Origin of the sequence: Hippea sp. KM1, assembly GCF_000526195.1 — a bacterium.
Taxonomy (GTDB): Bacteria; Campylobacterota_A; Desulfurellia; order Desulfurellales; family Hippeaceae; genus Hippea.
The window spans coordinates 419,181-443,659 of sequence record NZ_JAFP01000001.1; the positions used below are offsets into that span (position 1 = coordinate 419,181).

Annotated in this window: 21 protein-coding genes; 5 read left to right on the forward strand and 16 right to left on the reverse strand. The window is 42.7% G+C overall.

The features are described from left to right. Window positions 1–60 precede the first annotated feature (60 nt). The 10 genes from D891_RS0102190 to D891_RS0102235 form a co-directional block, all read right to left on the reverse strand. A complete protein-coding gene (locus D891_RS0102190; protein WP_025209409.1) occupies window positions 61–1,395 on the reverse strand; it encodes a sensor histidine kinase in 1,335 nt (444 codons plus the stop codon). A gap of 58 nt (window positions 1,396–1,453) precedes the next feature. Beyond that, window positions 1,454–2,131, reverse strand: coding sequence for a response regulator transcription factor (locus tag D891_RS0102195; protein WP_025209410.1), 678 nt, complete (start codon window positions 2,129–2,131; stop codon window positions 1,454–1,456). Window positions 2,132–2,166: 35 nt separating this feature from the next. Further along, window positions 2,167–2,424: a hypothetical protein gene (locus D891_RS0102200; protein ID WP_025209411.1), complete on the reverse strand. Its 258-nt coding sequence runs from the start codon at window positions 2,422–2,424 to the stop codon at window positions 2,167–2,169. Next, a complete protein-coding gene (locus tag D891_RS0102205) occupies window positions 2,421–3,224 on the reverse strand; it encodes a sulfite exporter TauE/SafE family protein (RefSeq protein ID WP_025209412.1) in 804 nt (267 codons plus the stop codon). Before D891_RS0102205 ends, D891_RS0102200 begins: the two co-directional genes overlap by 4 nt. Beyond that, window positions 3,221–3,823 (reverse strand): DedA family protein, encoded by a 603-nt coding sequence (locus tag D891_RS0102210; RefSeq protein ID WP_025209413.1) that lies wholly within the window; start codon window positions 3,821–3,823, stop codon window positions 3,221–3,223. The genes D891_RS0102205 and D891_RS0102210 overlap by 4 nt, the downstream gene beginning before the upstream one ends. Beyond that, window positions 3,816–4,526 (reverse strand): 23S rRNA (cytidine-2'-O)-methyltransferase TlyA, encoded by a 711-nt coding sequence (gene tlyA / locus D891_RS0102215; protein WP_025209414.1) that lies wholly within the window; start codon window positions 4,524–4,526, stop codon window positions 3,816–3,818. The genes D891_RS0102210 and tlyA overlap by 8 nt, the downstream gene beginning before the upstream one ends. Next, complete coding sequence (locus D891_RS09385) at window positions 4,523–6,544, reverse strand: HD domain-containing phosphohydrolase (RefSeq protein WP_025209415.1); 2,022 nt, start codon at window positions 6,542–6,544, stop codon at window positions 4,523–4,525. The genes tlyA and D891_RS09385 overlap by 4 nt, the downstream gene beginning before the upstream one ends. 66 nt (window positions 6,545–6,610) lie before the next feature. Then, window positions 6,611–9,709, reverse strand: a complete 3,099-nt coding sequence (locus tag D891_RS0102225) for an efflux RND transporter permease subunit (RefSeq protein WP_025209416.1) — start codon at window positions 9,707–9,709, stop codon at window positions 6,611–6,613. Continuing rightward, complete coding sequence (locus D891_RS0102230; RefSeq protein ID WP_025209417.1) at window positions 9,706–10,809, reverse strand: efflux RND transporter periplasmic adaptor subunit; 1,104 nt, start codon at window positions 10,807–10,809, stop codon at window positions 9,706–9,708. The genes D891_RS0102225 and D891_RS0102230 overlap by 4 nt, the downstream gene beginning before the upstream one ends. A 9-nt stretch (window positions 10,810–10,818) precedes the next feature. After that, entirely contained in the window at window positions 10,819–12,108 is a 1,290-nt protein-coding gene (locus D891_RS0102235; RefSeq protein ID WP_025209418.1) for a TolC family protein, read from the reverse strand. Window positions 12,109–12,228: 120 nt separating this feature from the next. On the opposite strand from D891_RS0102235, the gene D891_RS0102240 reads away from it, so the two are divergent. Then, on the forward strand, window positions 12,229–13,407 hold the full coding sequence (locus D891_RS0102240) for an HD-GYP domain-containing protein (protein WP_025209419.1): 1,179 nt from the start codon (window positions 12,229–12,231) through the stop codon (window positions 13,405–13,407). On the opposite strand, the gene D891_RS0102245 is transcribed toward D891_RS0102240, so the two are convergent. The 5 genes from D891_RS0102245 to D891_RS0102265 are packed head-to-tail and all read right to left on the reverse strand — an operon-like array spanning window position 13,404 to window position 19,682. Further along, entirely contained in the window at window positions 13,404–13,583 is a 180-nt protein-coding gene (locus D891_RS0102245; protein ID WP_025209420.1) for a hypothetical protein, read from the reverse strand. The genes D891_RS0102240 and D891_RS0102245 overlap by 4 nt on opposite strands. Window positions 13,584–13,640: 57 nt before the next feature. After that, on the reverse strand, window positions 13,641–16,733 hold the full coding sequence (locus D891_RS0102250) for an efflux RND transporter permease subunit (protein WP_025209421.1): 3,093 nt from the start codon (window positions 16,731–16,733) through the stop codon (window positions 13,641–13,643). A gap of 3 nt (window positions 16,734–16,736) precedes the next feature. Further along, complete coding sequence (locus D891_RS0102255; RefSeq protein ID WP_025209422.1) at window positions 16,737–17,816, reverse strand: efflux RND transporter periplasmic adaptor subunit; 1,080 nt, start codon at window positions 17,814–17,816, stop codon at window positions 16,737–16,739. Beyond that, the gene (locus D891_RS0102260; protein ID WP_025209423.1) at window positions 17,813–19,093 is read right to left on the reverse strand and encodes a TolC family protein; all 1,281 of its coding nucleotides are present in this window, start codon (window positions 19,091–19,093) and stop codon (window positions 17,813–17,815) included. Before D891_RS0102260 ends, D891_RS0102255 begins: the two co-directional genes overlap by 4 nt. Further along, window positions 19,080–19,682 (reverse strand): TetR/AcrR family transcriptional regulator, encoded by a 603-nt coding sequence (locus tag D891_RS0102265; RefSeq protein WP_025209424.1) that lies wholly within the window; start codon window positions 19,680–19,682, stop codon window positions 19,080–19,082. The genes D891_RS0102260 and D891_RS0102265 overlap by 14 nt, the downstream gene beginning before the upstream one ends. 116 nt (window positions 19,683–19,798) lie before the next feature. On the opposite strand from D891_RS0102265, the gene D891_RS0102270 reads away from it, so the two are divergent. Genes D891_RS0102270 through miaA form a run of 4 tightly spaced genes read left to right on the forward strand, consistent with a single transcriptional unit; the run spans window position 19,799 to window position 23,607 of the window. Further along, a complete protein-coding gene (locus D891_RS0102270; protein ID WP_084042289.1) occupies window positions 19,799–21,061 on the forward strand; it encodes an MgtC/SapB family protein in 1,263 nt (420 codons plus the stop codon). Between the two features lie 11 nt (window positions 21,062–21,072). After that, window positions 21,073–21,576, forward strand: a complete 504-nt coding sequence (locus tag D891_RS0102275; protein ID WP_025209426.1) for a methanogen output domain 1-containing protein — start codon at window positions 21,073–21,075, stop codon at window positions 21,574–21,576. A 10-nt stretch (window positions 21,577–21,586) separates the two neighbouring features. Further along, on the forward strand, window positions 21,587–22,699 hold the full coding sequence (gene ald / locus D891_RS0102280) for an alanine dehydrogenase (protein WP_025209427.1): 1,113 nt from the start codon (window positions 21,587–21,589) through the stop codon (window positions 22,697–22,699). After that, entirely contained in the window at window positions 22,696–23,607 is a 912-nt protein-coding gene (gene miaA, locus D891_RS0102285) for a tRNA (adenosine(37)-N6)-dimethylallyltransferase MiaA (protein WP_025209428.1), read from the forward strand. Before ald ends, miaA begins: the two co-directional genes overlap by 4 nt. Here the strand turns inward: miaA and htpX are convergent. After that, a complete protein-coding gene (gene htpX / locus D891_RS0102290; RefSeq protein WP_025209429.1) occupies window positions 23,578–24,423 on the reverse strand; it encodes a zinc metalloprotease HtpX in 846 nt (281 codons plus the stop codon). The genes miaA and htpX overlap by 30 nt on opposite strands. Between the last annotated feature and the right edge of the window lie 56 nt (window positions 24,424–24,479).

A 24,479-nucleotide genomic window follows, 5' to 3' on the forward strand; every position in this document is an offset into this window, starting at 1 on the left:
TGAAAAGCTAACCCCCTCGATTTCTTAAGACCTTAAGACTTATTGGATAGGTTAAATATATCAACTTTTTGCCTTTTTGAGTGTTATTGTTACGGTTGTGCCTTCTGAGGGTGTGCTTTCTAAGTGTATTTTGCCGTTGTGGAGTGAGAGTATCTTTTTTGCTATAGACAGACCCAATCCGAAGCCTTCGGTCTCTTTTGATCGGGATTTATCAACCCTGTAGAATTCATCAAAGATCCTATCCAATTCATCCCTTTCTATGCCTATGCCCGTATCTTTTATAGTTATTTTGCAGGTATTTTTATCCTCGTTTATCTCTATGTAAACATAGCCTGAGGGTCTGTTGTATTTTATGGCGTTGTCTATGATGTTTGAGAAGAGCTCCTCAAGGAGTATTCCATCACCCCTAACAGAGCAGGTTATATCACCCTTAAGCTCTATCTTTATGTCTTTCTCCTTCGCCTTGAATCTTAAAAGCTCTATGCTTTTTGTTATGATTTCTCTTAGGTCTATCTTTCTGTATGCCTCTATGTTGAGTGAATCCAGTTTTGATAGCATGAGCATCTTATCAATAAGCGTTCCCATCATAGAGACGGTATCCTTTATAAGCTTTAAGGCCTTCTTGTAATCCTCTTCCCTTCTTGGCTTTCGTAAGGCCAGATCGCATTGCATCTGTATAACGGATATAGGGGTCTTTAACTCATGCGACACATCCGATATAAACCTCTTCTCCCTCTTAAAGGCCCTATCCAATCTCTCAAGCAGCATGTTGAAGGAATCGACAAGGTCCTTTAGCTCCTCCGGTGGGTTGTCCAACGACAGCCTTTTATCGAGGCTCTGTTCGGTGATGCTTCTAATTTGATTGTCTATCTCATATAAGGGGCTTAAGGCGTTATTGGAGACAAAAAAGCCTATAACGGCCGATGTCAGGAGTATGAATAGGAGGCTAAGAAACACCGTGATCTCAAATTTAAGCAGTATGCTGCGCTCGTTTTCCACATTGTATGCAACCTGTATGATGATTTTGTTGTCTAAATCTTTTAGGTTTAAAAGCCTTAGGTATCTGCCGTTTACATTAACGGTCTCAAACTCCCCCATGGTGTCCTTATAGGGCAGTATAAACTTGCCCAGTGATGCCGATTTCTCTATGAGCTTGCCGTCTATAGTTCTTAGCTGAAAATAATACTTCGAATACACGGAGGAGTATATCCACATCTGGGCTTTGGATAGGTCTATCTCAAACTTCTGCCCATAAGCGTTTGGGAATGTGAATTGCATTGTGGTGGATCTGATTATTCTATCAAGCTGCATGGCCTTCTTCTTTAGGCTTAAATCCACCGGCTCATAGACGATGCTTTTTAGGTAAAAGATGAAAAACAGGCCCAAGATGCCCAATACGATGCCGACGATGGAGACATAGAGCAGGATTATCTTGGATTTTATGGAGTTTAGCTTAATCGTTATCCTCCTTGAGCATATAGCCCGCTCCTCTTATTGTGTGAATGAGCCTTTTTTTAAAGCCCTTATCTATCTTTTTTCTGAGTCGGGCTATTAGGACATCTATTACATTGCTATCGAAGTCGTATTGATAGTCGTATATGTGCTCTAAGATCTGATCCCTCGTTAGGAGCCTGTTTTTGTTTAGGGCTAAAAGCTCAAGCAGGGCATATTCCTTTGAACTTAACTCTATGTTTTTCTCATCCCTTTTTACCTGATGGGTGTCTAAATCTATCTTTAGATCTGCGATCCTTATTGTATTCTCTGTCTGGCCGTGGTATCTCCTTGTTATTGCCCTCATTCTTGCTATAAGCTCGTCAAATGAGAACGGTTTGGTTAGGTAATCGTCTGCCCCGCTGTCTAAGCCTATAACCTTATCCTCTGTAGAATCCCTTGCTGTCAATAGCAGAATAGGTGTTTTTATGTTGTCTTGCCTTAGTGTTCTCAATACCTCCAATCCATCGATCTTTGGCAACATTAGATCCAGTATGATTATGTCGTATGGTATGTTTTTGGCAAGGTATAGGCCCTCTTCACCGTCCCCTGCCACATCGACTATATAGCCTTCATCGGTTAGGCCCTCTTTGATTAGATAGGCCAGGTTTTTCTCATCCTCCACAACCAACACCCTCATGCCTTCCAACCTAACACAAAAACATTACAGAACGATTACCATTGAACAGCGATGTTTAGCAGTAGTATAACAAGCAGAGCTAAAGAGAGTATAAATAGCCTCTTGTTCTTTTGTTTTAGATAATATACCGAAAGGTATGCAAAGCTGACGGTTGGTGATATTATCAATACAAGAGCACCTATATTTGCTATGTTTGCATACGGTTTTGATGCTATGTGAAGGACAAAGCCTATCCCCATGATAAAAAGACTTAAAAAGAAGAGGTTTTTTAACAGGCTTGAATAGGCGTTCATCTTAAAGACCTCAAGAACATCTCAATGGCTATAATCAGCAACACAACAAAGAATACCCTTCTTATATCGTCGTTTCTTAAGCGTGAGTGTAGGTATACACCAACCTTTGCCCCCAAGTATGCGCCCAACAGGCTGACAAATGCAAAGAACGGGTTTAGCCTGCCGTGCTTAAAATAGATAAACGCCGATGCCGAGGCGGTGATACCCACCATGAAACTGCTCGTTGCAGAGGCAACCTTCATGGGCAGTTTGCACACATTGGCCAGTATAGGCACCTTTAATATGCCGCCACCAATACCAAACATGCCTGAGGATACACCCGCTATAAACGATACCAGATAGGCTATGGGGAGGTTTTTTATAGTGTAAAACACCTTTCTGTTTAGCTGGTGGTCGAAGTATGAATACTCCCCCTCTGTATCTATGTTTTGTGCGGCTTTTTTATCCTTAAGCGTCATTACCGCTATGACCATCAGGAATAGGGCAAAGAGCAGGCTTAGTGTTTTGTGGTTTATGTTCAGGGCGGCGATGCTCCCTATTATGGCGCCTAAGGTTGTGGAAAGCTCCAAGGTGAAACCCAGAGGGAGGTTTAATGCCCCGCTTTTTATATGTTTTGAGCTGACCAGCATGCTAAGGCCTATAATGGTGAATAGGCTTATGGCCACGGCTTGTTGGATCTGTATCTTTAGGAGTATAACAAACAACGGAACCATCAAGACGCCGCCGCCGATTCCCAACAGTCCGCCTATACTGCTTGCGATAGAGCTGATCATTAGGATGTATAGATAATCTGTAATCATTTCCTTAATCTCCTCAAGGTGTATATTAGAACTAAAATCATCAAAATCAAGCCAATAGTGGTGTTTATACCGTTTAGGGTGTTGAGGATGCGTTTTATGTTGTTTCCAACTATGTATCCTGCGCCCACATAGGCTATGCCCCAGATTATGCCGCTTGTTGTTGCCCATATGAGAAACGATGCGGTTTTCATTCTCATAAATCCTGCTACAAAGGGTATTATTGGTCTTAAGGGGCCTATGAATCTGCCCAAAAACACGCTGATGCCCCCGTGTTTTCTAAAGAACCTCTCGCCCTTTGTTAATACCTCCTTAAACCTTTTTGGCATTGGTCTGTTTAGTGTTTTTACATATGCAAGAATCCCCAAATAATAGCTTATTATGTCTGCGGCGATAGCCCCTATGATTGCCCAGATAATGAGGTATGTTATGCTTATAATGCCCTTTGATGCCAAAAATCCGCCTGCCAATGCGAATGCAGCACCAGGCACAAACTCGCCTATAACCACAAACGACTCAAGAAATGATATTGCGCCTATGATTGCATATACAAGCAGGGGGTTTTCCTTGATGGTGAGGAGTATCTCTAAGGCTCTATCCATGCTTAAGGTGCATTAGGAATTCACGATTACCGTCTTTGCCCTTTATGGGCGATTCGACAATACCACCAATGGTAAATCCGCACGATTGGGCAGAGGATTTAACCCTCTCTATTGCCTTTCTTATCAGGCCTTCGTCCCTTACTATGCCCTTTTTGGTGTTTCCCTTGCCCACCTCGAATTGGGGTTTTATCAAGACAACGCACTCGCCATTCTTGCTCAGGAGTCTTTGGATGTGCTTTAGTATATGCACAAGCGATATAAAGCTTACATCCACCGTTATTAGGTCGAATGTCTCGTTTATGTTTAACTTTCTTATGTCCGTTTCCTCCATCGAGACGACCCGGGGGTGATTTTTTAGGCTTGGGTGGAGTTGATCCTTTCCCACATCGACTGCCAATACGCTTTCTGCCCCTCCCTTTATTAAACAGTCAGTAAAACCGCCCGTGGAGGCACCAACATCCAGACATTTTTTGCCTTTTGCATCAACCGAAAACGCATTCATGGCGAATTCAAGCTTAAGGCCGCCCCTGCTTACATACTTAAGTGTATCTTTAACCTCTATTACATCCTCATCCGATACATCAAATGCCGGCTTTGTTATTGTTTTTGAGTTTACACAGACCCCGCCGCTTTCTATTATCTGTTTGGCCTTACTCCTTGTCGGCAGGACGCCTTTGTTGACCAGATAGATGTCCAACCTCATGGCCTTTCCGATTTCTCTTTTTTCCTTTTTCTTAATATGTATATCAACTCGTTGGAGGTTTCTGCCTCGTGGGATTCTGCGCTGACCACTGTGTATTCTATCCTCTTTGGCAGTATGTCTTTATTGCATGTTTTTGAAACCCTCCTGCCCAGCAATCTTAAAAAGCGCTCCAATTTTTCCTTATTTGTGTCGTTTTTGGGGTTTACTTTAACAAGAACAAACGAATCCCCTCCAAATCTGCTTATCAAAACAACTCCATACTCCTCTGTCTGCCTGAGCAGTTCGGATGTTTTTATAAGAACCAGATCACCTATATCGCTTCCGCATCGTATGTTTATCAAATCCATATTCTTCACATCTATCATGTAAATGCAAAACGGCGTATGTGTGTCTATCATCGAATCCAGCTTCTTAAGGAGGGCGCCCCTGTTTAGAAGCCCCGTCAGGTGGTCGACATTGGAGAACCTTCTTTTGTAATCGTCAAACGCCTTTGGTATCAGGGAGCCTGAAACCAGCTTTTCTGCCTCTTTGTATGAGGATAGGAGTATCTGTTTTGATTTTGAGAGTATCCTTTCGTCAAAATGCCCCTTTTCTGCCATCATTATCTTTATGGCTTCCTCTTTTGAGAATGATTTTCTGTAGGGTCTTGATGTGGTTAGGGCATCGAACACATCCGATATGGCCAGGATCCTTGCGCCCCTTGTAATCTCCTTACAGGTTATGCCGTCTGGGTATCCGCTGCCGTCGCACCTTTCGTGGTGCTGCCTGACCATCTTGGCTATGTCCTTTAAATCCTTGATGCTTTTGAATTGCCTGACGATTTCATACGACATAACGGCGTGGTATTTTATCATCTCATACTCGACTTCGGACAGCTTTGCGGGTTTTAATAGCACCGAATCCGGTATACTGATTTTGCCTATATCGTGCAATAGGCCTGCAATATAGACCTTTTCCTGAAACTCCTCTTTATACCCCAATGCCTTTGCTATATTCCTGGCATAGTATGCAACCCTCTGGGAATGACCCTTGGTGTATACATCCCTCATCTCTATGGTGAGGATGAAGCTGTTTATTATCTCCTTTTCGCTGGATGATATGATGTTTAAAAGATGACTGAATTCCTTTGTGGTTTTTATGAATCGTGTTAGGCGTTTTGCCAATAGGTTAACGATATTTACATCGTGTATGCTGAACTGATAATCGTGCATATATCCATAACCTATAACGCTAAACAGTTTGCCCTTTAGCCATATGGGCACTATCAGTATGTTTTCTATGCCTATCTTTTTGTTGATTAGTTTTAGGCATTCTATGTTTGGGTTGAGTTTATGTCTGAAAACCACAGGGCCTTTTAGATTTTCTTGAAACATCTTATAGGTCAGGGTGTTTTTTACCCGTTGGGTCTTCTTGAAGTTTACAAAGTTGAGGGAGTCATCCCTGCTGACAAACGCATAGAGGTTGTATATAGGAAATACGAAGCTTACCGCCTTGGATTTGGTTATGCTCATTATTCGATTTAAGTTGAACAGAAGCCAGTCCCTTATGTCGTCTTTTGATGATGACACAGGCGGCACTATGTCTAAATTTAATAACTCCTCATTCAGTGTTTTCTTTAGTATATGGTTTTCGATTGATTTGGACAGAAACAGAGAGACTATCTCTATTGCCTCCGATTTGTCCTGTAATTGGCAGTCTGTTTCAAAACCTGCAACCAATACGGCGTTTATGTCTGTATTTAGCCCCTTTATGAGGAGGGTTGATACGCCTAAGGTTTCATTCAGTATCTTTAAGTTTCTGCTTATAGCTGCCTGCTCAAGAATTGGGTAATTTTTCTCAATTAAGGGCTCTATGTCGATGGGTTTGTTTGATTCAGAAAAGAAAACCTCCATATCCTTAAAGGCCACGATTGCGCATAACTCTGCATCCAAAAACTCAGCTATATGTTTGAGTGTTGTTCTGTGTATATCCTTTTGCGTTATGTTCTTTAGCAGTTCAAATATGCCGCTTTTCTTCATGGGCTTATGCTCCTTTAATAGTTTATGAGAAACGGCTCTGTTTGTAAAGGATGGAGTGGTGTGGTTTTAGTTGTCTTTTGCCCTGTTTAGGAGTTTCATGGTCAGATAGAAGAACATCGGTATGAAGAGTGTGCCTATAAGGGTCTGTATAAGCATGCCGCTGACCACGGTTATGCCTATGATCTTTCTCGATACGGCGCCTGCACCGCCCCAAAATATCAAAGGCAGGCTCGCTATTATGAATACGGCGGATGTCATGACGATGGGCCTGAACCTGATCCTTGCAGCCTGGGCTGTTGCCTGCAATAATCCGTATCCCTCCTGGAGTTTCTCCAAAGCAAACTTTACAAGCAGTATGGCGTTTTTAACCGACAAGCCTATGAGAACCAAGATGCCTATGTTGAAGTATATGTCTTTTTCCAAATGGGCCATGAATAGACCGAATACGGCGCCAAAGACGGCAAACGGCACGATGATCATGATTGCCACGGGTATGCTGAAGCTTTCATAGAGCGCTGCCAGTATCAGAAATACGAATATAACGGTGTATAGAAAGACCAGATTACCCGAGCTTTCCAAAACCTTTTCCTGGTATGATGTGCCGGACCAGGCTATTGTATACCCTGGTGGGAGTGCCTTCTTTGCTATCTCGGTAATGGCCTTCATGGCATCGCCCGATGTATAGCCCGGGGCTGGTTGGCCTATCACCGTGGCAGCGGTAAACATATCAAACCTCTGAATGACGCTTGGGCCTACAATTCTTTTGATTTTGACAAGCGAGCTTACGGGTATCAGCTCACCCGTTAATGACCTTACATAGATATAGCTCAAATCGGACGGATTATCCCTGAAGTTTTCATCCGCCTGTATGTTTACCTTGAATGTCCTTCCATACATGTTGAAATCGTTTACATAATAGCTCCCCATTGTGGCCTGAAGTGTTGAGAACAGCTCACTCAACGACACACCCAGGGCCTTTGCCTTGTTTATGTTTACCTCTATCTTGTATTGCGGGACATTCGTATTCAGGGAAGACCTGACCATCATAAGCCTTTTATCCTTGTTTGCAACGGCCACAAACCTCTTTACAACGCTGTTTAGCCTCTCTATGCTGCCTCCTGTTCTATCCTGTATGTGGAGGGTGAAACCGCCTGTTGAGCTCATACCCATAATAGGCGGCATATTAAAGGCCATAACAAAGGCCTCTTTTAGTGTTGAAAACGCCATCATCAGCTGCTTGATAACATCCCAGGAGCTGTCCTTTCTTTTAGACCAATCCTTAAGGTGAGCCCAGCCTATGCCTGAGTCTGTTTTGAACGAGAATGTTATAAAATCGAGTCCTGCAACATAGCCTGCACCGACTATGTTGGGATTTTTCATGACTATATCCTCTATCCTCTTCTGCACCCTGAGCGTTTTTTCAAGCGACGATCCGGGCATTAAATAATACATGACCATTATATCGCCCTTATCCTCCTCCGGCACAAGGGATGATGGAAGCATCCTGTATAAAACAAACATGCCTATCACAACGGCTACAAATATACCCAACCCCACAGGCCACAGCTTTATTAAAAGCTTGGTGGAATTTTCAAACCAGGCCGTTGTTTTTTTGAAGATAGCGCCGAAGGCCTTAGAGAAGGCCGTTTCCCTTATTCCGCCTTTTTTTAGGATCAGGGCGCACAGCGTTGGTGTTAGCGTTAGTGCCACTATGCCTGAAATGCTGACAGATGTTGCTATTGTTAGAGCAAACTGCTGATACATCTTACCCGAGAATCCGCCCACAAATGATGCGGGGATAAAGACAGCATCTAAGACCAAAACTATAGCTATGAGCGGGTTTGTTATCTCCTCCATCGATTTTATTGTTGCCTCTTTGGGGGTGAGGTTTTCGCTTTTTAGTATCCTATCTGCGTTTTCTATGACTATTATGGCATCATCGACCACAAGGCCTATGGCCAAAACCAATCCGAACAGCGTCAATAGGTTTATGGAGAAATTGGCCGCATAGAATCCGGCAAATGTCCCTATGATGGATACAGGGATGGCCAAAACGGGTATGGTGGTGGATCTTATGGTGCCCAAGAATATGTATATTACCACAACCGTTAGGAGTATGGATATGATGAGGGTATAGACCACCTCGTCTATTGATGTCTTTATGAATTTTGTGGTGTTATAGACATCTCTGTATTTTAGGTCTTTTGGGAATCTCTTGGATAGTTCGTTCATGGTCTGGTCTATTCTTTTTGATACCTCTAATGCATTTGCCCCTGCGGATAGCCATACCCCCATCAAAACGGCCCTTTTGCCGTTATAGGTGCTGCTAACGGAATAGTTGCTTGCCCCTAATTCGACCCTTGCTATATCCTTTAGCCTTAGTGTTGAGCCGTCAGAGTTGGTTTTTATGATTATGTTGGCAAATTCCTCAGGTGTTTTTAGTCGTCCATTTGTTGTTATTGTGTAGGTGTATGTGTGTTTGGCCTTTGTAGGCTCTTGCGCTATCCTTCCTGCTGCGTATTGGTTGTTCTGGTTTCTTATGGCCATTATGATGTCTGATGGTGTTAGGTTGTATGCGGCAAGCTTATCCGGCTTTAACCATATCCTCATTGAATATTCCTTGCCGCCAAATATCATCGCCTCGCCCACGCCGGGGATTCTCTTTATATCGTCAAGCACATTCACCAATAGATAGTTGGTTATGAATGTGGTGGAGTGTTTGTTGCCCTTTGAGGTGAAGGCAAACACCCTTAGAAGGTCTGGGGATCTCTCTCTAACCACAACGCCTATCCTTCTTACCTCTTCGGGGAGCTTGTTTAAGGCCAGCTGAACCCTGTTGTTTACATCGACCTTGGCTGTTTCTGGGTCCGTTCCTATCTTGAATGTGATCTTTATGGAGACCATGCCGTTGGGCGATGCGGTGGAAGACATGTATATCATGTTCTTAACGCCGTTTATGGCCTCCTCAAGCGGTGCAGCCACGGTTTTTGCCAATGTTTCTGCATCAGCCCCAGGATAGTAGGCTTCAACACTTATGGTAGGCGGTGTGATGGTTGGGTATTCCTGAACGGGCAGGCTTTTTAGGGCCGTTATGCCTGCCAGTATAATGACGATGGAGATAACTAAAGGGAATACGGGTTTTTCGATGAAGAACTTTGATATCATTTAACCAGTTCCTCAATAACCTTATCGACCTTGACAGGCATGCCTGGTTTTATCCTGAAGAAGTTGTCTATGATAACCAGATCGCCGGGTTTTAGGCCGTATTGAACGATGAATGTGTTGCCTTCTGCCTCCCTTGCCTTTATCATCCTGACGCCAACCCTTCCGTTCTGCACAACAAACACCATCTTGCCCATAGAGTTTTGCAATACAGCCTCAGAGGGTATCACTATTACATTCTTCTGTTTAAAGCCGACCACCTTGATTCTAACAAACTCGTTGGGCATGAGTGTGCCGTTTGGGTTGGGGAATACCGCTCTTGCCTTAACTGTGGAGGTTTTTGGGTCTATTACTGAGTCTATAAAGTCTATCTTGCCGTTTATCGTTTTGCCATTTACCTTTATGAATGCCCTTAATCTGTCTGCCTCCCATTGATTGGTGGTTAGGTAATTCTTTATCCTTAGATAGTCGCTATCTGGAAATGAGAATTCTGCATAGATTGGGTCTGTCTGTGTGATTGTCAGAAGTTTCTGAGACGGCCTGACATAATCGCCCACATCGACCATTTTTAGCGATGTAAATCCCGATATGGGTGCTTTTGGTTGGGTGTAATTTAGGTCTATCTCTGCAAGCTTTAACTTAGCCTGCGCAAGCTTCACAGACGATAGGGCGTTCTGGTATGAGGCATAGGCGTAATCGAGCTTCTGTTTGCTAATCGCCTTGCTTTTGAAGAGGTTTTTGTATCTATTCCAATCCTTCTTGGCTTTATAGAGTGTTGCCTTTGCCATGCTTAGGTTTGCCAACGCCTCGTTGTATCTTGCCCTGTATATATCTTGCTCTATGGTGTATAGTATCTGCCCTTTTTTGACAAATTTGCCTTCGGTGTAATGCTTTTTCAAGATAGTGCCTGAAACCCTTGCAACCACATCGACGCTTTTTACTGCTCTTAGTCTTGCTGGATATGTCAGTATTACTTCTTTGTCTTTTGGCTTGCCAACCTTGTAAACATCAACAGACACCATCGGGTATTGCGGTTTGGGGTTTGCCATTGAAAGTATGGGCAGAAGTATAAACACGACGATGATCGGGACTGCTTTCTTCATAAAACCCCCTTATTTTTCCCCTATGGTTCTTTTGAGTTTTGCAAGGGCTATGTGGTATCCATAGAGTGCATTGTAATAGTTGACCTCCGCCTGTGTTAGGTATGAGCGTGCGTCCAACACCTCCGTCGATGTTGTGATCTGCTGCTGGTATTGAAGGTTGGTAATGCGGAAGTTTTCCCTTGCCTGCTTTAGTGCCTCTTTTGCCGTTTTTATGTTTTCCTCTGCTGTGTTAAGTTCAAGAAGGGCGCTTTTTACCTGTAGCTTAACCTGATCCCTCATTTGGTTGAAGCGCTCCGTTAGCTCAAATACATTGTGCTGTTGCTCTTGTGTGGCATAGTAATCCTTTCCAAACGAAAATATGTTCCATTCTATTTGAACACCCACCATGGCGTTGTGCTGGTTTGAGTAATCATTATCCGTTGCAAGCATGTCCTGACCCTTTTGTTCGTATTTGGCAAAGGCCTCGATATGGGGGTAATAGCTGCTCTTTTTGAGTTTTATACCCAGGCGTGCCTGTTTTAGTTTTAGGGATAGCTCTTTTAGAATGGGCCTGTTCTTTAGGGCTTTTTCTATTAAGCTGTTGAGGTTGAACCGCCTGTTTTTAAACTCCAAAATATCCACGACATCTGTATCGGCGTTGATGTCTTTTCTTAATGCTAAGTTGAATGAGGATATGGCAAGCTTGAGGTTGTTTGAGGCCCTTGTTCTGTTCTGTATGGCGTTGGCCAGTGCAACCCTCGATTTAAGCAGGTCGTTGTATGCTATGACACCGTTTTTGAAGAGCTTTTCTGCATCCCTTAGGTGGGATTTTAGTGTTTTTACCTCCTCATCGGCCACCTTCAGGTATTTCTTTGCAAGGAGTATCTTAAAATAGGCGATCTTTGTGTTTTCAGCCACATCCAACACAGCCATCTCTTTTTCTATCTTACTTATATCTAACCCGAGGCGTGCTATCTGTTTTTGGGTGATTAGGGCGAATCCCTCAAAGATGGGTTGGGTTATGGTGATGCTCCATTTGGCGTTATCATCATCGCCGGCCCTTACCTTGGCTCCCCCGCTTATCGAGTATGGATAGTCCTTTAGATGGGTAAAGTTGTATGAAAAATCAACAGTGGGAAACAGGCTCGATTCGCTGCTTTTGTAATGGCTCTCTGCGGCCTTTTGTCTTTCTATGGCCTCTTTTATTATGTAATTGTTTGATATGGCTTCATTCACAGCCCTATTTAGTGTGTAAATCTCTTTTGAATAGGATAGCTGGCAACCCAAAAGAACAATTAAGAGAACAAGCAGTTTGCGCATAAATGTTAACCTCCATGTCTTTTTGGGTTTATATCACAGATTAGTTTCAATTGCAACTAATAGTTATTGCAAATCGGCGCCTATATGTGATAAACTAACCCAAATTGAAGGGGTGTGTGGATGGTATTTTATAAGAAGTTTAACCTAAGTAGATTGGTGGAGAATCTATCTAAATCGTTAGACCTTATTCTAAACGGCAGCCCCTCAAACCACGCCTTGAGGGTTAGCTTTATCTGTATCCTGATATCCTATCAGATGAACTTTAAACTAAACGAGAGGATAAACCTCTATCTGGCAGGCCTTTTGCACGATATAGGTGCAGTTGAGAGGGAAACCCAGCTTTTGCTTGAATACGATAAAAGGGACTGTGTTGATCTGCAGAGGCATGCCATTGTTGGGTATGAGATACTTAAAAAGATACCGCTGTTTGAGGAGATAGCCCTGATTGTCAAGGATCACCACAATCCGGCAAGCAACAATCTGTTGTCAAGGATAATATACTTTGCCGATGAGGTTGAGGTTTTGCTAAGAAGGGAGAATCTGTTTGAGCCCAAAACACTAAAGGCAAAGATATACCCTTTGTATAAAAATAGGCCTATGTTTAGCGATATATTGGATGCCTTTGTTGAGGTAATAAGGAACGATGCCTTTTTCATAATGCTTTCCAATGTTGAGGAGATAAAGAAATACTTTGTTTCTCATGTTGAGGAGAAGATAGTTAGCGTGGATGCTGAATTGTTTAATAGATTGGCAAAATCCATAGCAGAGAGCTTCATAGACAAAAAGAGCAAATTTACGCTTACGCATTCCAGCGATGTGGCCAAAACGGCGCTTGCCATAGCCAGGCAGGTTGGCCTGAGTAATAAGGATTGCAAAACCATCGAAACAGCAGGTTTCTTACACGATATAGGCAAGCTGTTTGTGCCAAAAAGCATACTGGAATATCCAGGTAAGCTAAGCGGAAACGATTGGCTTAGGATGAAATCGCATGTTTATTACACCTATTCCTTCTTAAACCAGATGGAGTTAGATGAGGATATTATACACATAGCAAGTTCCCATCATGAATATTTAGACGGTTCGGGCTATCCGTTTGGATTGAATAGAAACGACCTCTCCACGGGGGCTCAGATATTGACCGTTGCCGACATCTATTCAGCGCTAAGGCAAAAAAGGCCATACCGAAGCAACTCCTTCTCCCATCAGGAGGCCCTTGAGGTGCTAATCGGCATGGCCAACAAGGGAAAGATCAACAGGGATTTTATAAAAGCCATCCCTTCTGATGTGCTTGATATTTAGGTCTTTTCCATGTATTCCTTGACCCACTCGATCTGACAGTCCTGGGGCAGCTTGGATTTTACTATCTTTTCTGCCTCCTCCTCGTTTACACAATACTCCTCAATACCAAAGGCCTCGCATTTGAGATGAAACCTGTCGTTTTCCTTCTTTAACTCAACCTTGACCTTTTCTGCCATATCACCACCCCCTCTTTGTGTTGTTTTAGTTAAGCTTAACTCTTAAGCGGTATTTTTTCAAGGGGTGGTTTCTGAACTTTTGTTCTTTTTTGTTGCTGAATCGAGCATGTACGCAAACATAGGCACATAAACAAGCGTTAGGAATGTTCCAACAAGCAGTCCTCCTACCGCCACATCGGCAAGCGGGGATAGCCTTTCAAGACCCACAGCGCGCTCCAAAGCTATGGGTATCATGCCGGCGATGGTTCCAAAGGCCGTCATCATAACCGGCCTGAATCTCACCCTCACGCTTTCCAAGGCGCTCTCAAACGGTGATTCCTTTTCTCTGTAATGTTGATAGAAGTCTATAAGGAGGACCGAGTTTTTTATAATTATACCAAAAAGCAGCAATATGCCCATCATGCTGGGCATGCAAGAGGGTTTGTGGAATATTAACATGGCCCAGAATGCTCCTATCATGGATAGCGGCAAGACCACGATCATTACAAGACCCATCCTGACAGACCTATAAACCGCTATCAGGGTCATTGTTAGGAGTATAACGCCTATCACTATGGCCTTTAGCATCCTTTTGAAGCTGTCGTTTAGCTGCACGATACTGCCTGCCTGCTCAACCTTGAACCCTTCCGTGTTTAGATGCTTTAGGATTTTCTGGCTGTCTGCCGTTATCATCGTTATTGGTTTTTTGTTTCTGAATCCGTTTACATCTAAACTGTAAAGCAGCTGATCCCTTTCTATTTTGGCTGGTGTGAAGTGCTCTTTAAACTTTGCCACCGCCTGAAGTGGTATGTAATAGCCGAAGGGTGTTTTTATGGGCAATAGTCTAATGCTGTTTATGTTTTCGTTGAATTTTCCCTTTAGATAAATCCTTACAAACTGACTGTTCATAGAGGTAAAATCGCCATTTATCGCTGCTATTCTGCCGTTTATGGGTATTTGTGCTATGATCTGTGCAGGTGTTAGGCCATAACTTAGGGCCTTATTTGTGTCTATGTTTAGTGTTATTTCCTTGAAATTACTGTCCCAGCTTATATCTATGCTGGTTAGACCCTTAATGCGTCGTATGTTTTTGGCTATAATATTTGCTTCATCTGATAAGCCTTCGTATGTGGCACTTTTTATTCTTATGTCGAGGGGTGCTTTTATACTGGAAAGCGGCGTGGCTCCGAAATCGTAAACATCAACATTCTTTATGCCTTCTAATTGATTGAGTTTGTCTCTAAATATAGATTCTATTTGCCATATGGTTAGCTTTCTGTGAAATCTATCAACGCAGTTTATTGTTATCGTCGCTTCAGAAGGTAAGTTACCGTTGCCCAAGGATAAAACGCCAGCTTCTGATCCGAATGCCGTTGAGCTCATTCTTACATAAGGTTGTTTGTGCAGCCAATTTAGAAAACCTTTGAGTTTTTTCATCGATTCGTCTGCTGTGCTATTTGAGCTGAACTTTATTTTTGCTATTACTATGCCTGTATCCATAGGAGGCATGATGTCTCTTCCTAAAATGGGCATTATGTTTTTCATGCTCAAAATAAATATTACAATGACACCAACTATGAGTATGACCCTTCTTAGGATATATTTGCCTGAATTTGAGAATCTTAACACACCTATATAGACATCTATCAGTTTGCCAATGGTTTTTGAATAGAGATTCTCAAATATTAGCTCTATTTTTGTTTTCTTAGTGCCGTTTTTGTATAGATATGCGGATAATTTAGGCACAAATGTTACGGACAAAAAGTAAGACACAATTAAGGATATAATGAGGGTTGAGATTAACGGCTGGAATATTCTCTGTGGGTAATCGCCTATGAACATCAGAGGGAATAGAACGACTATAGTTGAGAGTGTGCCTGCAAATACCGGCCCCAAAACCTCTTTTGTTCCTTTATAGATAGCTGTGTTTAGATCCTCCTTGAGTTCATTTAGGTGTCTTTCTATGTTTTCAAGCACAACCACGGCATCGTCTGTTAGCATACCTAAAGAAAGGATGATGCCCGTGTATACGACTATATTTAGCTCCCCGCCCGTAAGCCATATAACGGCTATGGTTGTAAAAAACACCATTGGTATGGAAAGACCTGCTGCAATTATGGCCCTGAAGTTGCCCAAGAACAACAAAAGCACAATTAGTGTATAGATGATTGCATCCCTTAAGGCCTCAAGCATGTTTTGATTTGATGTCAGTATTAGATTTCTCTGGGTATCCGATATCTCAAACTTTATGTTTGGGTATTGTTTTTTTAGGTATTTTATAGCTTCCCTTGCGGCATTGGATACATCCAAAACACTGCCTTTGGGGGCTCGTTGTATGGCTAAGGCTATAGCAGGATGGCCGTTACCCATATAGCCGCTAAACCGTTTTTCGTAATCCCATTTTACATCTGCAACACTTTTTAAGGGCAGGTTGGGTGCAATCTGGAGTTGTTTAAGCTTCTCGATCTGGTCTTTCTCACCGTAATATGTTAGGGTTAGGAAGTTGTCTTTGCTTTTCATAAATCCTATGGGCATATCCCTATCAAGGCTGAAGAGCGCTTTGATGATTCTATCTGCCGATATGTTGTATTTGGCGAGTTTATAAGGGTCTATGTTTATTGTTATGGCGCTTTTGTATCCGCCGAACACCTCAACATTGCCTATGTCTTTTATGCTAAGAAGATAGGGTTTTATAAAGCTGTCGGCTATCTTTCTTATGTCGCCTAATGTTATGGAGTTGTTTTTTGGGCTTAGTGAGACAACATCGACGGGCAAGGTAAAGCTTCCAACTGTGTATATGGATGGATTGGCATTTGGGGGCAGCTTGGATTTGACAATTGATAGGGCATTTGCAACATCCACAGCTGCGTTCTTTAGGCCTTTTTTATATTCGAATTCTACTTTAACTATGGAAAAATTAGCCACATTTATTGAACTTATATCTCTAACATAGCTCAGTCTTGCAACCTCCTCCTCTATGGGTTTTGAAACGCTGCTTGCTGCAACCTGAGCCGTGGCTCCTGGTATCTTTGTTACGATAATAACCTGAGGTCTGTCTGCATCGGGGAATAGGTTTTTGGGCAGCTCCTTCAGGCCTATAATGCCCAATACGAAAAATAACATTATAATACTGAAAAGCGTATAGGGTCTTTTGTAAAAGTAATCAAACATCGCCTACTCCTTTATAACCTTCACTCCGCCTAAGAGCTTTATGAAGATGTCGGGTTTTGCCAGGATTAACTCCTTGTTGACAAGGGCGTTGTCCTTAACGGCTATACCCTCTTCTGCTGATGCTATTACCTTGATCTGCTTTGGTATGGCCCTGTTGTTCTTCAGTATGAACACATAATTTTTACCCTCTTTTGAGAGTACTGCATCAAAGGGGAGCTTGATGGCCTTGCCTTTAAATACAACAACGCCCACCCTTATGCGGGTATCTGTGTTTAGGTTTGTGTCAACATCGGCCTTGTATTCATCTAAGCCGTTGAATGTATTGTTCAGCGGAATAACATTGTATACTTTATTGTTAAACACAAGACCCTGGGGTTTTATGTCATCAGGAAGCCTCAGGAGTATGTATTTTCCGCCCCTTGAGCTGATAGAGCAGAGCGGTTTACCAGGCATTACAACATCGCCTGTGTTTAGGAATTTCTTGCTTATTGTGCCGTCTATAGGTGATTTTATGATTCCATAACTCAAAAGGATCTTTAAATGCCTAATGTTGCTTTTTGTTGCCTCTATCTGTGATTTTAAAGAGGCGATTTGGGATTTTACAGAGGCCAATTGGTCTTCCTCTTTCTGAAACTGCTCTATTGATGCACCTTTAACCTTTAGGAGTTCCTTGGTTCTTTTGTGTGTAAGCTCTAAGTTTTTTAGCGTTAATGTGGCCGAGGAAAGCTTGGCTTTGAGTGATTTTAATTGAGAGACGGCCTGGGATATTGCCGCTTTTGTTCCAGATACATCTAATTTTGCCACTATATCGCCTTTTTTTACCTTATCGCCTATATTCTTGATGTAAATGAGTCTGCCTGAGAGCTTTGAGGTTATATTTAGGTCTATTGAGCTCTTTACAATCCCAAGACCGCTTAGGGTCAGGCGGAAGTTTTCAGGTTTGGGCTTCATCGTCTTTACAACCACAGGATACACCTTTGCTGTGGGCAGCTCTGCAAGCTCTTTTTTCCTCTTTTTGACCAAAACCCCGATACCAACGGCTATCAGGATAGCCAGAACAACAGATACAACCTTCTTTGTCATCTCACTATCTCCTTTAAATCATTTCCATAGATTATTGCCAGCTTCGATATGTCTTGCCATTTTTTTAGCTTAAGCTCGAATAGTTCCGCCTTGGCAGAAAGCAGGGCATCTTCGTATCTTAAATACTCCTCCTCTGTCATCCGTTTTAATCTAAAGGCCACCTTTGCGTATTCAAGCAATTCTTTGGCGTTTTTTATGTTCTTTCTTGCTAAAATCATGGATCTGTTGAGTATCTTTAGCTCTTCTTTTATGCTTTTGGATTGGGAGATAAGCTGTCTTTTATACTCCCTTAGTTTGTATTGGCTTTTCATGTAATCGGACTTTGCCTTTTCTATATCCGCATAGATGACCTTGTTGAAAATGGGTATTTGAAGGTATATGCCTATACTGCCGTAATTTTTAACGATGTGTTCGTTGGTGTTATAGCTTTTTGCGAATTTCCTTGCTATAAAACCCTTCATGTATATTGACGGGAAGAGTTCGCTTTCCTTTGCTTTGAGTTCATATTTGGAGGCTTGCAGGTTGTATATTAGCGGTTTTAGCTGAAACAGCTCTTTCTCCCTTACCTGTCTTGCAAGCTCCATCTGGGCGGGTTCTTTTAGTTTTATCCCTGTTAGTGAATAGATTGACATGATGATGCTGTATTCGGATGAGTTGAGTTTGTTAAGCTGTATGTTTAGTTTGTTTAGATTGTCCTCTATCTTTAAGGCATCAATGGGTGCTGCCCTTCCAAGCTCAACGGCTTTTTTTATTGTGTTTAGCTGGGCTTTTAAGGAGTTTATACGCCCCTTTATGGCTTCCTTTAGGTTTTTTACATACTCAAGCTGGGCGTTTAGCAGGACAACGGCTGCTTCGTTTCTAATAAAATTCAACTTCTTCTTTGTTTTTGCTGCTTTGGTTAAGGCCTGTGCCTTCTTTGTGAGGCTAAATAGCGGATAGACAAAAACGGGCATGCTGACATTTATGCCTATCTGAGATATGTTTTTGCTAAAAGGTATAGCCTTGTTTAGCCTTATTAGTTCAGAGCTTTCTGTAGGCAAGAGGGGCCTTAGGCTCGTTGGTGAGTTGTAATGGGTGTATGACGATGTGGCGTAAATTTTTGGCCAGAATAGTGATGTGGTTTTTGAGTATCCGGCCTTTGCGCTTTTTAGGAAGAACTCATCCGCCTTTGTCTGTGGTTGGTTTTTTAAGGCATTCAGGAGCTCTGTTATTGTTGTGGCCCTTGCCTGGATCGAGATTAGCAATAAAACACATAAAAAAAGACTAAATACTCTCATTTTTTATCCCCTCTGTAATGGTAAGATAGATTTCTCTGCATAGACTCTCGGGCTCCTTTTTGAGAAACTGGGGTGCTTTTTTGATTCTCTCTGTATCGTTTCTTATTTCCCTGCTGCAGACGATAAAGCTAATGGTTCCTATGATGGTAAGATGAATCGTTAGTGTGTTTACTTCTCTGAAGACCCCTATCCTCTTGCCTTCTTTGAGTATCTCATTCAGTATGCCCACAGCCTGCAAGAACATCTCTAAGGCCAGTTGAGGCATATGTTTGGCAGAGGTGGATAACTCCCCCATCAGCATTGCAAAGAAGCCGCTGTCTTTTTCTGCAAATTGACAGAAGGCCTTTATGTATGTAAAGAACGCATCGAGCGGTTTTTGCGGGTCTATCTGCTTTATCGTTGAGAGTATCTCATTTAGGGAGATCCTGAATATCTCTGAATAGAGGGTGTTTTTATCCTTGAAGTAATAGTATATTAAGGCCTTGTTTATCTTTGCCCTCTTTGCTATCTCATCCATTGTTGTTGCCTTAAACCCCTTTTGCGTGAAAAGCTCCTTTGCAACCTTTAGGATTAGGCTGGATTTAGTCATGCCACCTCCATTAACTAACCAGTTATTTAAATTATAAAATTTTTTATCTAAAAGTCAACAAGAATGTATGTCTATTTTTTCTTGAAAAACACCAGCTTAAATATTATTGTTGGAATATGGGTAAAATAGTGCAGTGGATGCCCGATTGGTTTTTTCTTGTTGTTTTGAGCATACTGTTGGGCGGAATAGTCGGTCTTGAGCAGGAATCGTATCATAGAAAGATAGAAGAAAAACACTTTGGCGGCATCAGAACCTTTCCTTTAATCTCTTTATTGGGCTTTTCTGTTGAATATTTTGTTAAAACCCCCCTTATCGTTGGCATTGTATTCGGTTGTTTTGCCCTGATGATCATAGGCGAATATATGTATGAGGCCTTTTATTTTAACAGGAAGGGTATTACAACAGAGATTGCAGGCCTGTTCACATTTGTTGTGGGTGTTATACTTGCCAAAGGGTATGTGATAGAGGCTGTCTCCTTAAGTATCATTATAACGCTGATTTTGTCTTTAAGGGAATTCTTACACGGCTTTGTGGAGAAATACATATATAAAAAGGACATATCTGCTATATTGAAATTCCTTGTTGTGTCTGCCGTTTTGTATCCGATTCTTCCTGATAAGGCCTTTACTTTTCTGAAATTAAACCCCCGATCCATCTGGCTTATGGTGGTTTTGATCTCATCCATATCATTTGCCGCCTATTTTGCCACAAAGCTGTTGGGCTCAAAAAGAGGGATATTGATAACAGCGCTGTTTGGCGGCCTGATGAGCTCAACCGCTGTAACGCTTGCATTCTCCAAGCGATCTAAAGAGACGCCTGAGTTATCCTGTGAGCTTGCCCTGGGCATAGTGCTTGCAAGCTCGATAATGTTTATAAGACAGCTTATTGTTATGTTTATCATATATCCTTCGATATCGTATAGGTTCGCCATCTTTAGCGTTGTTGCCTTTGGTGTGGGGCTGATTTTTGCCCTCAAGAAACACAAATCAGGTGATGATGTTGTGGAGGTGGAGTTCTCCAATCCGTATGATTTAACCCATGCACTATTTTTTGGTGCTTTCTATACTGTTATTTTGATTCTATCCCGTCTTGCGCATACATACCTTGGCTCAAAGGGTATATACCTGTTGGGATTTATATCCGGCTTTGCCGATGTTGACCCGCTGACTATCTCTATGAGTCAGTTGTCTAAGACTGGCGTAATCGATATAGATATTGCCCTTATAAGCATCATCATATCCAGCATAACAAACACCGTTATAAAGGGTGTGTATGCGACCATCTTTGGTCATCGGAATGTAAGGTGGATTATATGGAAGGCGTTTGCCGCCATAAGCATCGTCAGTGTGGCAGTCGTTGTTGGCTTAAAATTCTTGTGAGGTGATTGTGAATGGAGAAAAAGCTTAAAGAGAGTTGTCTTGATGTGGGTACCGAGTGTGTATTGGGGCATATCTGCTATAAGTATGCTTCTATGGTTATGTCGGGGCTTGTTGAGGCCTTGGAGTATTTTGGTGGCAAGCAGGGGACAAAGGTCTTAAGAAGGATACTTGCAAAGAGGATACCCATGCAGATGATGGAGGCAATGGATGTTGATCCGAGTCTGCTTAAGAAGTTCTCAAAGGAGGAGATGGCAAAGATACTACCTCAAATGATAAAATCCAAAGGAGGCCCCGATATATCCATAGAAATAATGGATAATGGCCAGATAAGGTTTACACTAAATGAATGCCATTTTTTGCCCTATTCGAAATCAAAGGGGTTCTGCAATATTACAGCGGGCTTGATGCTTGGTTTTGCCCAGATGCTTTCTGGTAAACCCATGGACATAGAGGAGATTCAAACGATAGCAAAAGGAGGAGATAGTTGTATATTCATAGCCAAACCGAAATTTTAGGAGGCGTATTATGATTATTGGGGTTCCAAAAGAGATAAAGCCCAACGAGAACAGGGTAGGGCTTACACCATCAGCAGTTGCTGAGTTTGTCCATCACGGGCATGAGGTTTTAGTTCAAAGGGGAGCGGGTGAGGGCAGTGGCATATCCGATGGTGAGTTTATAGCAGCAGGGGCGAGGATTGTTGATAAAGCAGAGGATGTTTTTGAGGCTGCCCAGATGATAATAAAGGTCAAGGAACCCCAGCAGAAGGAGATAGAGATGTTGAGAGAGGGGCAGATTATATACACATATCTCCACCTTGCCCCAGACAGACCCCAAACGCTTGGTTTGATGGAAAAGGGGGTTGTGGCCATAGCCTATGAGACCATAGAGGTGGATGGCAAGCTGCCTCTGCTTGAACCCATGAGCGAGGTGGCGGGCAAGATGGCCTCTATCATGGCCGCCTATTACTTAGCAAAGCCATATGGCGGAAGAGGGGTTTTGGCAGGGGGCGTTACGGGTGTCCATTCTGCCAAGTTTGTGATAATAGGCGGCGGCACGGCCGGCTTGAATGCAGCAAAGGTTGCAGCCGGCATGGGTGCGAGTGTCTATGTGTTGGATATAAACGCAGAAAGGTTGAGGTATCTTGAGGATGTTTTGCCTAAAAACTGTCAGATGATAATGTCCAACAGGATGAATATAGAAGAGGAAATAAAAGATGCAGATGCCGTTATAGGCACGGTTTTGATACCCGGAGCAAAGACGCCCAAACTCATCAGATATGATATGCTAAAGACCATGAAGAGGGGTGCTGTCATAGTTGATGTGTCGATAGATCAGGGTGGTTGTGTTGAAACATCAAGGCCAACCACGCATCAGGATCCGGTCTTTGAGGTTGAAGGCGTATTGCATTACTGCGTTGCAAATATGCCTGGTGCTTATGCACGGACATCGACATTTGCCCTTGTCAATGCCACATTGCCCTTTGGTTTGATTATCGCCGATTTGGGTTGGAGGGAGGCTGCCAGGCGTTATATCCCTATAGCCAAGGGTATCAATGTGGCCTATGGCAAGATTACATGCAAGCCGGTTGCTGAGGCGCACGGGTTGGAATTTGTTTCTGTTGATAAGCTGCTTCAATGAAACCCATAGTCATTACCGGGCAGACGGCAACAGGTAAAACAAAAACGGCCATAGAGGTTGCAAGAAGAATCAACGGGGAAATCATATCGGCAGATGCGGTGCAGATTTACCGTTATATGGATATAGGCAGTGCCAAGCCGTCCAAAAAGGAGCAAAGCCTGGTTAAACACCACCTGATCGATATACTTTCTCCGGATGAAACATTCAGCGCCGGTGAGTTTGCAAGGCTTGCAGATGAGCTTATAAAGGAGTTGCTAAATGCAGGTAAAAATCCAGTAATCGTTGGCGGAACGGCATTTTATATAGATGCATTGATTAACGGTATAGATAGGATAGACCCAATTGATGATAATGTTAGACTTTTCTTTGATGATATATGTGATGAGTTGGGCAGTTATTATCTGTTCGAATGGCTTGAGGTTGTCGATAAAAAGTGGGCGGATAGGCTTTCTGTGGGGGATTGCCAGAGGATCAAAAGGGGCCTATCTGTCTTTGTTAGCAAAGGGAAGCCGCTAAGCAGTTTCTTCAAAAACACCTCAAGGCAAGATGAATTTTGCGTATTTGTTCTTTATGCACCTAAAGAGGCCCTAAAAGAGAGGATAAAAAAAAGAACCGAACTGATGATAGAAGAGGGGCTTATTGAGGAGACAAAGAGGTTGATTGAGATGGGTTTTGGCGATTCAAAAGCCCTTAGATCCATAGGTTATGCCGAGACAGTGGATTACATTTTGGGAAAGATCAAAACTTCTGATGAGCTTAAGGATTTGATTGTAAAAAACACCCTCTCCTTTGCCAAACGGCAGCTTACATTCATAAAGAGCAAGTTCAAGGATGCTCACTGGATAGAGATAACAAAAGAGGATCCAGTCGATGTTATATTAAATTCCCCTTGCTGCCATCTCCCTTAATCTTTTTATTCTCTCCTCAATTGGCGGATGTGTCGATAGAAGCGTCATAATACCCTTTGATGAAAATGGGTTTACTATAAAGAGGTTCTCTGTTGCTGGATTACCCTGAAATGGTATGGCTTTTGCGTAATTCTCAAGCTTTTCCAGGGCGCTTGCAAGATAGAGCGGATTGCCGCTATAGATGGCTCCAGCCTTGTCTGCTTCATATTCCCTTGCCCTGGAGATGGCAAGCTGTATAAGCATTGCTGCAAACGGTGCTATTAACGATACAACCAACAACACTATTGGATGGTCATCATCGTCCCTGCTCAGCCCTCCGAATATTGCAGCCCACCTGACCATATCCGCCACCATCATTATGGCTGAGGCAATGGTTGCTGTTATTGTGGATATTAAAATATCCCTGTGTTTTATGTGTCCAAGCTCATGCCCCAACACACCCATTAGCTCCTCTGGACTCAAAAGCTCTAAAGCCCCCTGAGTTATGGCAACGGCTGCATGTTCTGGGTTTCTGCCTGTGGCAAATGCGTTTGGTGCTGCCTGTGGGATGATATAGAGCTTTGGCATTGGCAGATTGGCCCTCTCGCATAGTTTTTTTACCATAGCGTATAGCTCGGGTGCTTCCTGCTGAGTTACCGGTTTTGCCCTATACATCGATAGGGCTATCTTATCTGAGAAGAAATAGCTAAACAGGTTCATGATGAGCGAAAAAACAAAGGCTATCATTATGCCTGCCCTTCCGCCCAGCATGCCGCCAATAAACATCAAAAGACCCGCAAGCAGCGTTAAAAGAAAAACCGTCTTAGCGGTGTTCATTACTTCCCTCCATCCAAATTTTTCTGGATAGAATGATATATCAAAATTTTATTGAG

Excerpts from the sequence above, each read along its gene's own strand:
- D891_RS0102195 (WP_025209410.1), bottom strand. The coding sequence starts at position 2,131 with ATGAGGGTGTTGGTTGTGGAGGATGAGAAAAACCTGGCCTATCTAATC.
- D891_RS0102200 (WP_025209411.1), bottom strand. The coding sequence starts at position 2,424 with ATGAACGCCTATTCAAGCCTGTTAAAAAACCTCTTCTTTTTAAGTCTT.
- D891_RS0102205 (WP_025209412.1), bottom strand. The coding sequence starts at position 3,224 with ATGATTACAGATTATCTATACATCCTAATGATCAGCTCTATCGCAAGC.
- D891_RS0102210 (WP_025209413.1), bottom strand. The coding sequence starts at position 3,823 with ATGGATAGAGCCTTAGAGATACTCCTCACCATCAAGGAAAACCCCCTG.
- tlyA (WP_025209414.1), bottom strand. The coding sequence starts at position 4,526 with ATGAGGTTGGACATCTATCTGGTCAACAAAGGCGTCCTGCCGACAAGG.
- D891_RS09385 (WP_025209415.1), bottom strand. The coding sequence starts at position 6,544 with ATGAAGAAAAGCGGCATATTTGAACTGCTAAAGAACATAACGCAAAAG.
- D891_RS0102225 (WP_025209416.1), bottom strand. The coding sequence starts at position 9,709 with ATGATATCAAAGTTCTTCATCGAAAAACCCGTATTCCCTTTAGTTATC.
- D891_RS0102230 (WP_025209417.1), bottom strand. The coding sequence starts at position 10,809 with ATGAAGAAAGCAGTCCCGATCATCGTCGTGTTTATACTTCTGCCCATA.
- D891_RS0102235 (WP_025209418.1), bottom strand. The coding sequence starts at position 12,108 with ATGCGCAAACTGCTTGTTCTCTTAATTGTTCTTTTGGGTTGCCAGCTA.
- D891_RS0102240 (WP_025209419.1), top strand. The coding sequence starts at position 12,229 with ATGGTATTTTATAAGAAGTTTAACCTAAGTAGATTGGTGGAGAATCTA.
- D891_RS0102245 (WP_025209420.1), bottom strand. The coding sequence starts at position 13,583 with ATGGCAGAAAAGGTCAAGGTTGAGTTAAAGAAGGAAAACGACAGGTTT.
- D891_RS0102250 (WP_025209421.1), bottom strand. The coding sequence starts at position 16,733 with ATGTTTGATTACTTTTACAAAAGACCCTATACGCTTTTCAGTATTATA.
- D891_RS0102255 (WP_025209422.1), bottom strand. The coding sequence starts at position 17,816 with ATGACAAAGAAGGTTGTATCTGTTGTTCTGGCTATCCTGATAGCCGTT.
- D891_RS0102260 (WP_025209423.1), bottom strand. The coding sequence starts at position 19,093 with ATGAGAGTATTTAGTCTTTTTTTATGTGTTTTATTGCTAATCTCGATC.
- D891_RS0102265 (WP_025209424.1), bottom strand. The coding sequence starts at position 19,682 with ATGACTAAATCCAGCCTAATCCTAAAGGTTGCAAAGGAGCTTTTCACG.
- D891_RS0102270 (WP_084042289.1), top strand. The coding sequence starts at position 19,799 with ATGGGTAAAATAGTGCAGTGGATGCCCGATTGGTTTTTTCTTGTTGTT.
- D891_RS0102275 (WP_025209426.1), top strand. The coding sequence starts at position 21,073 with ATGGAGAAAAAGCTTAAAGAGAGTTGTCTTGATGTGGGTACCGAGTGT.
- ald (WP_025209427.1), top strand. The coding sequence starts at position 21,587 with ATGATTATTGGGGTTCCAAAAGAGATAAAGCCCAACGAGAACAGGGTA.
- miaA (WP_025209428.1), top strand. The coding sequence starts at position 22,696 with ATGAAACCCATAGTCATTACCGGGCAGACGGCAACAGGTAAAACAAAA.
- htpX (WP_025209429.1), bottom strand. The coding sequence starts at position 24,423 with ATGAACACCGCTAAGACGGTTTTTCTTTTAACGCTGCTTGCGGGTCTT.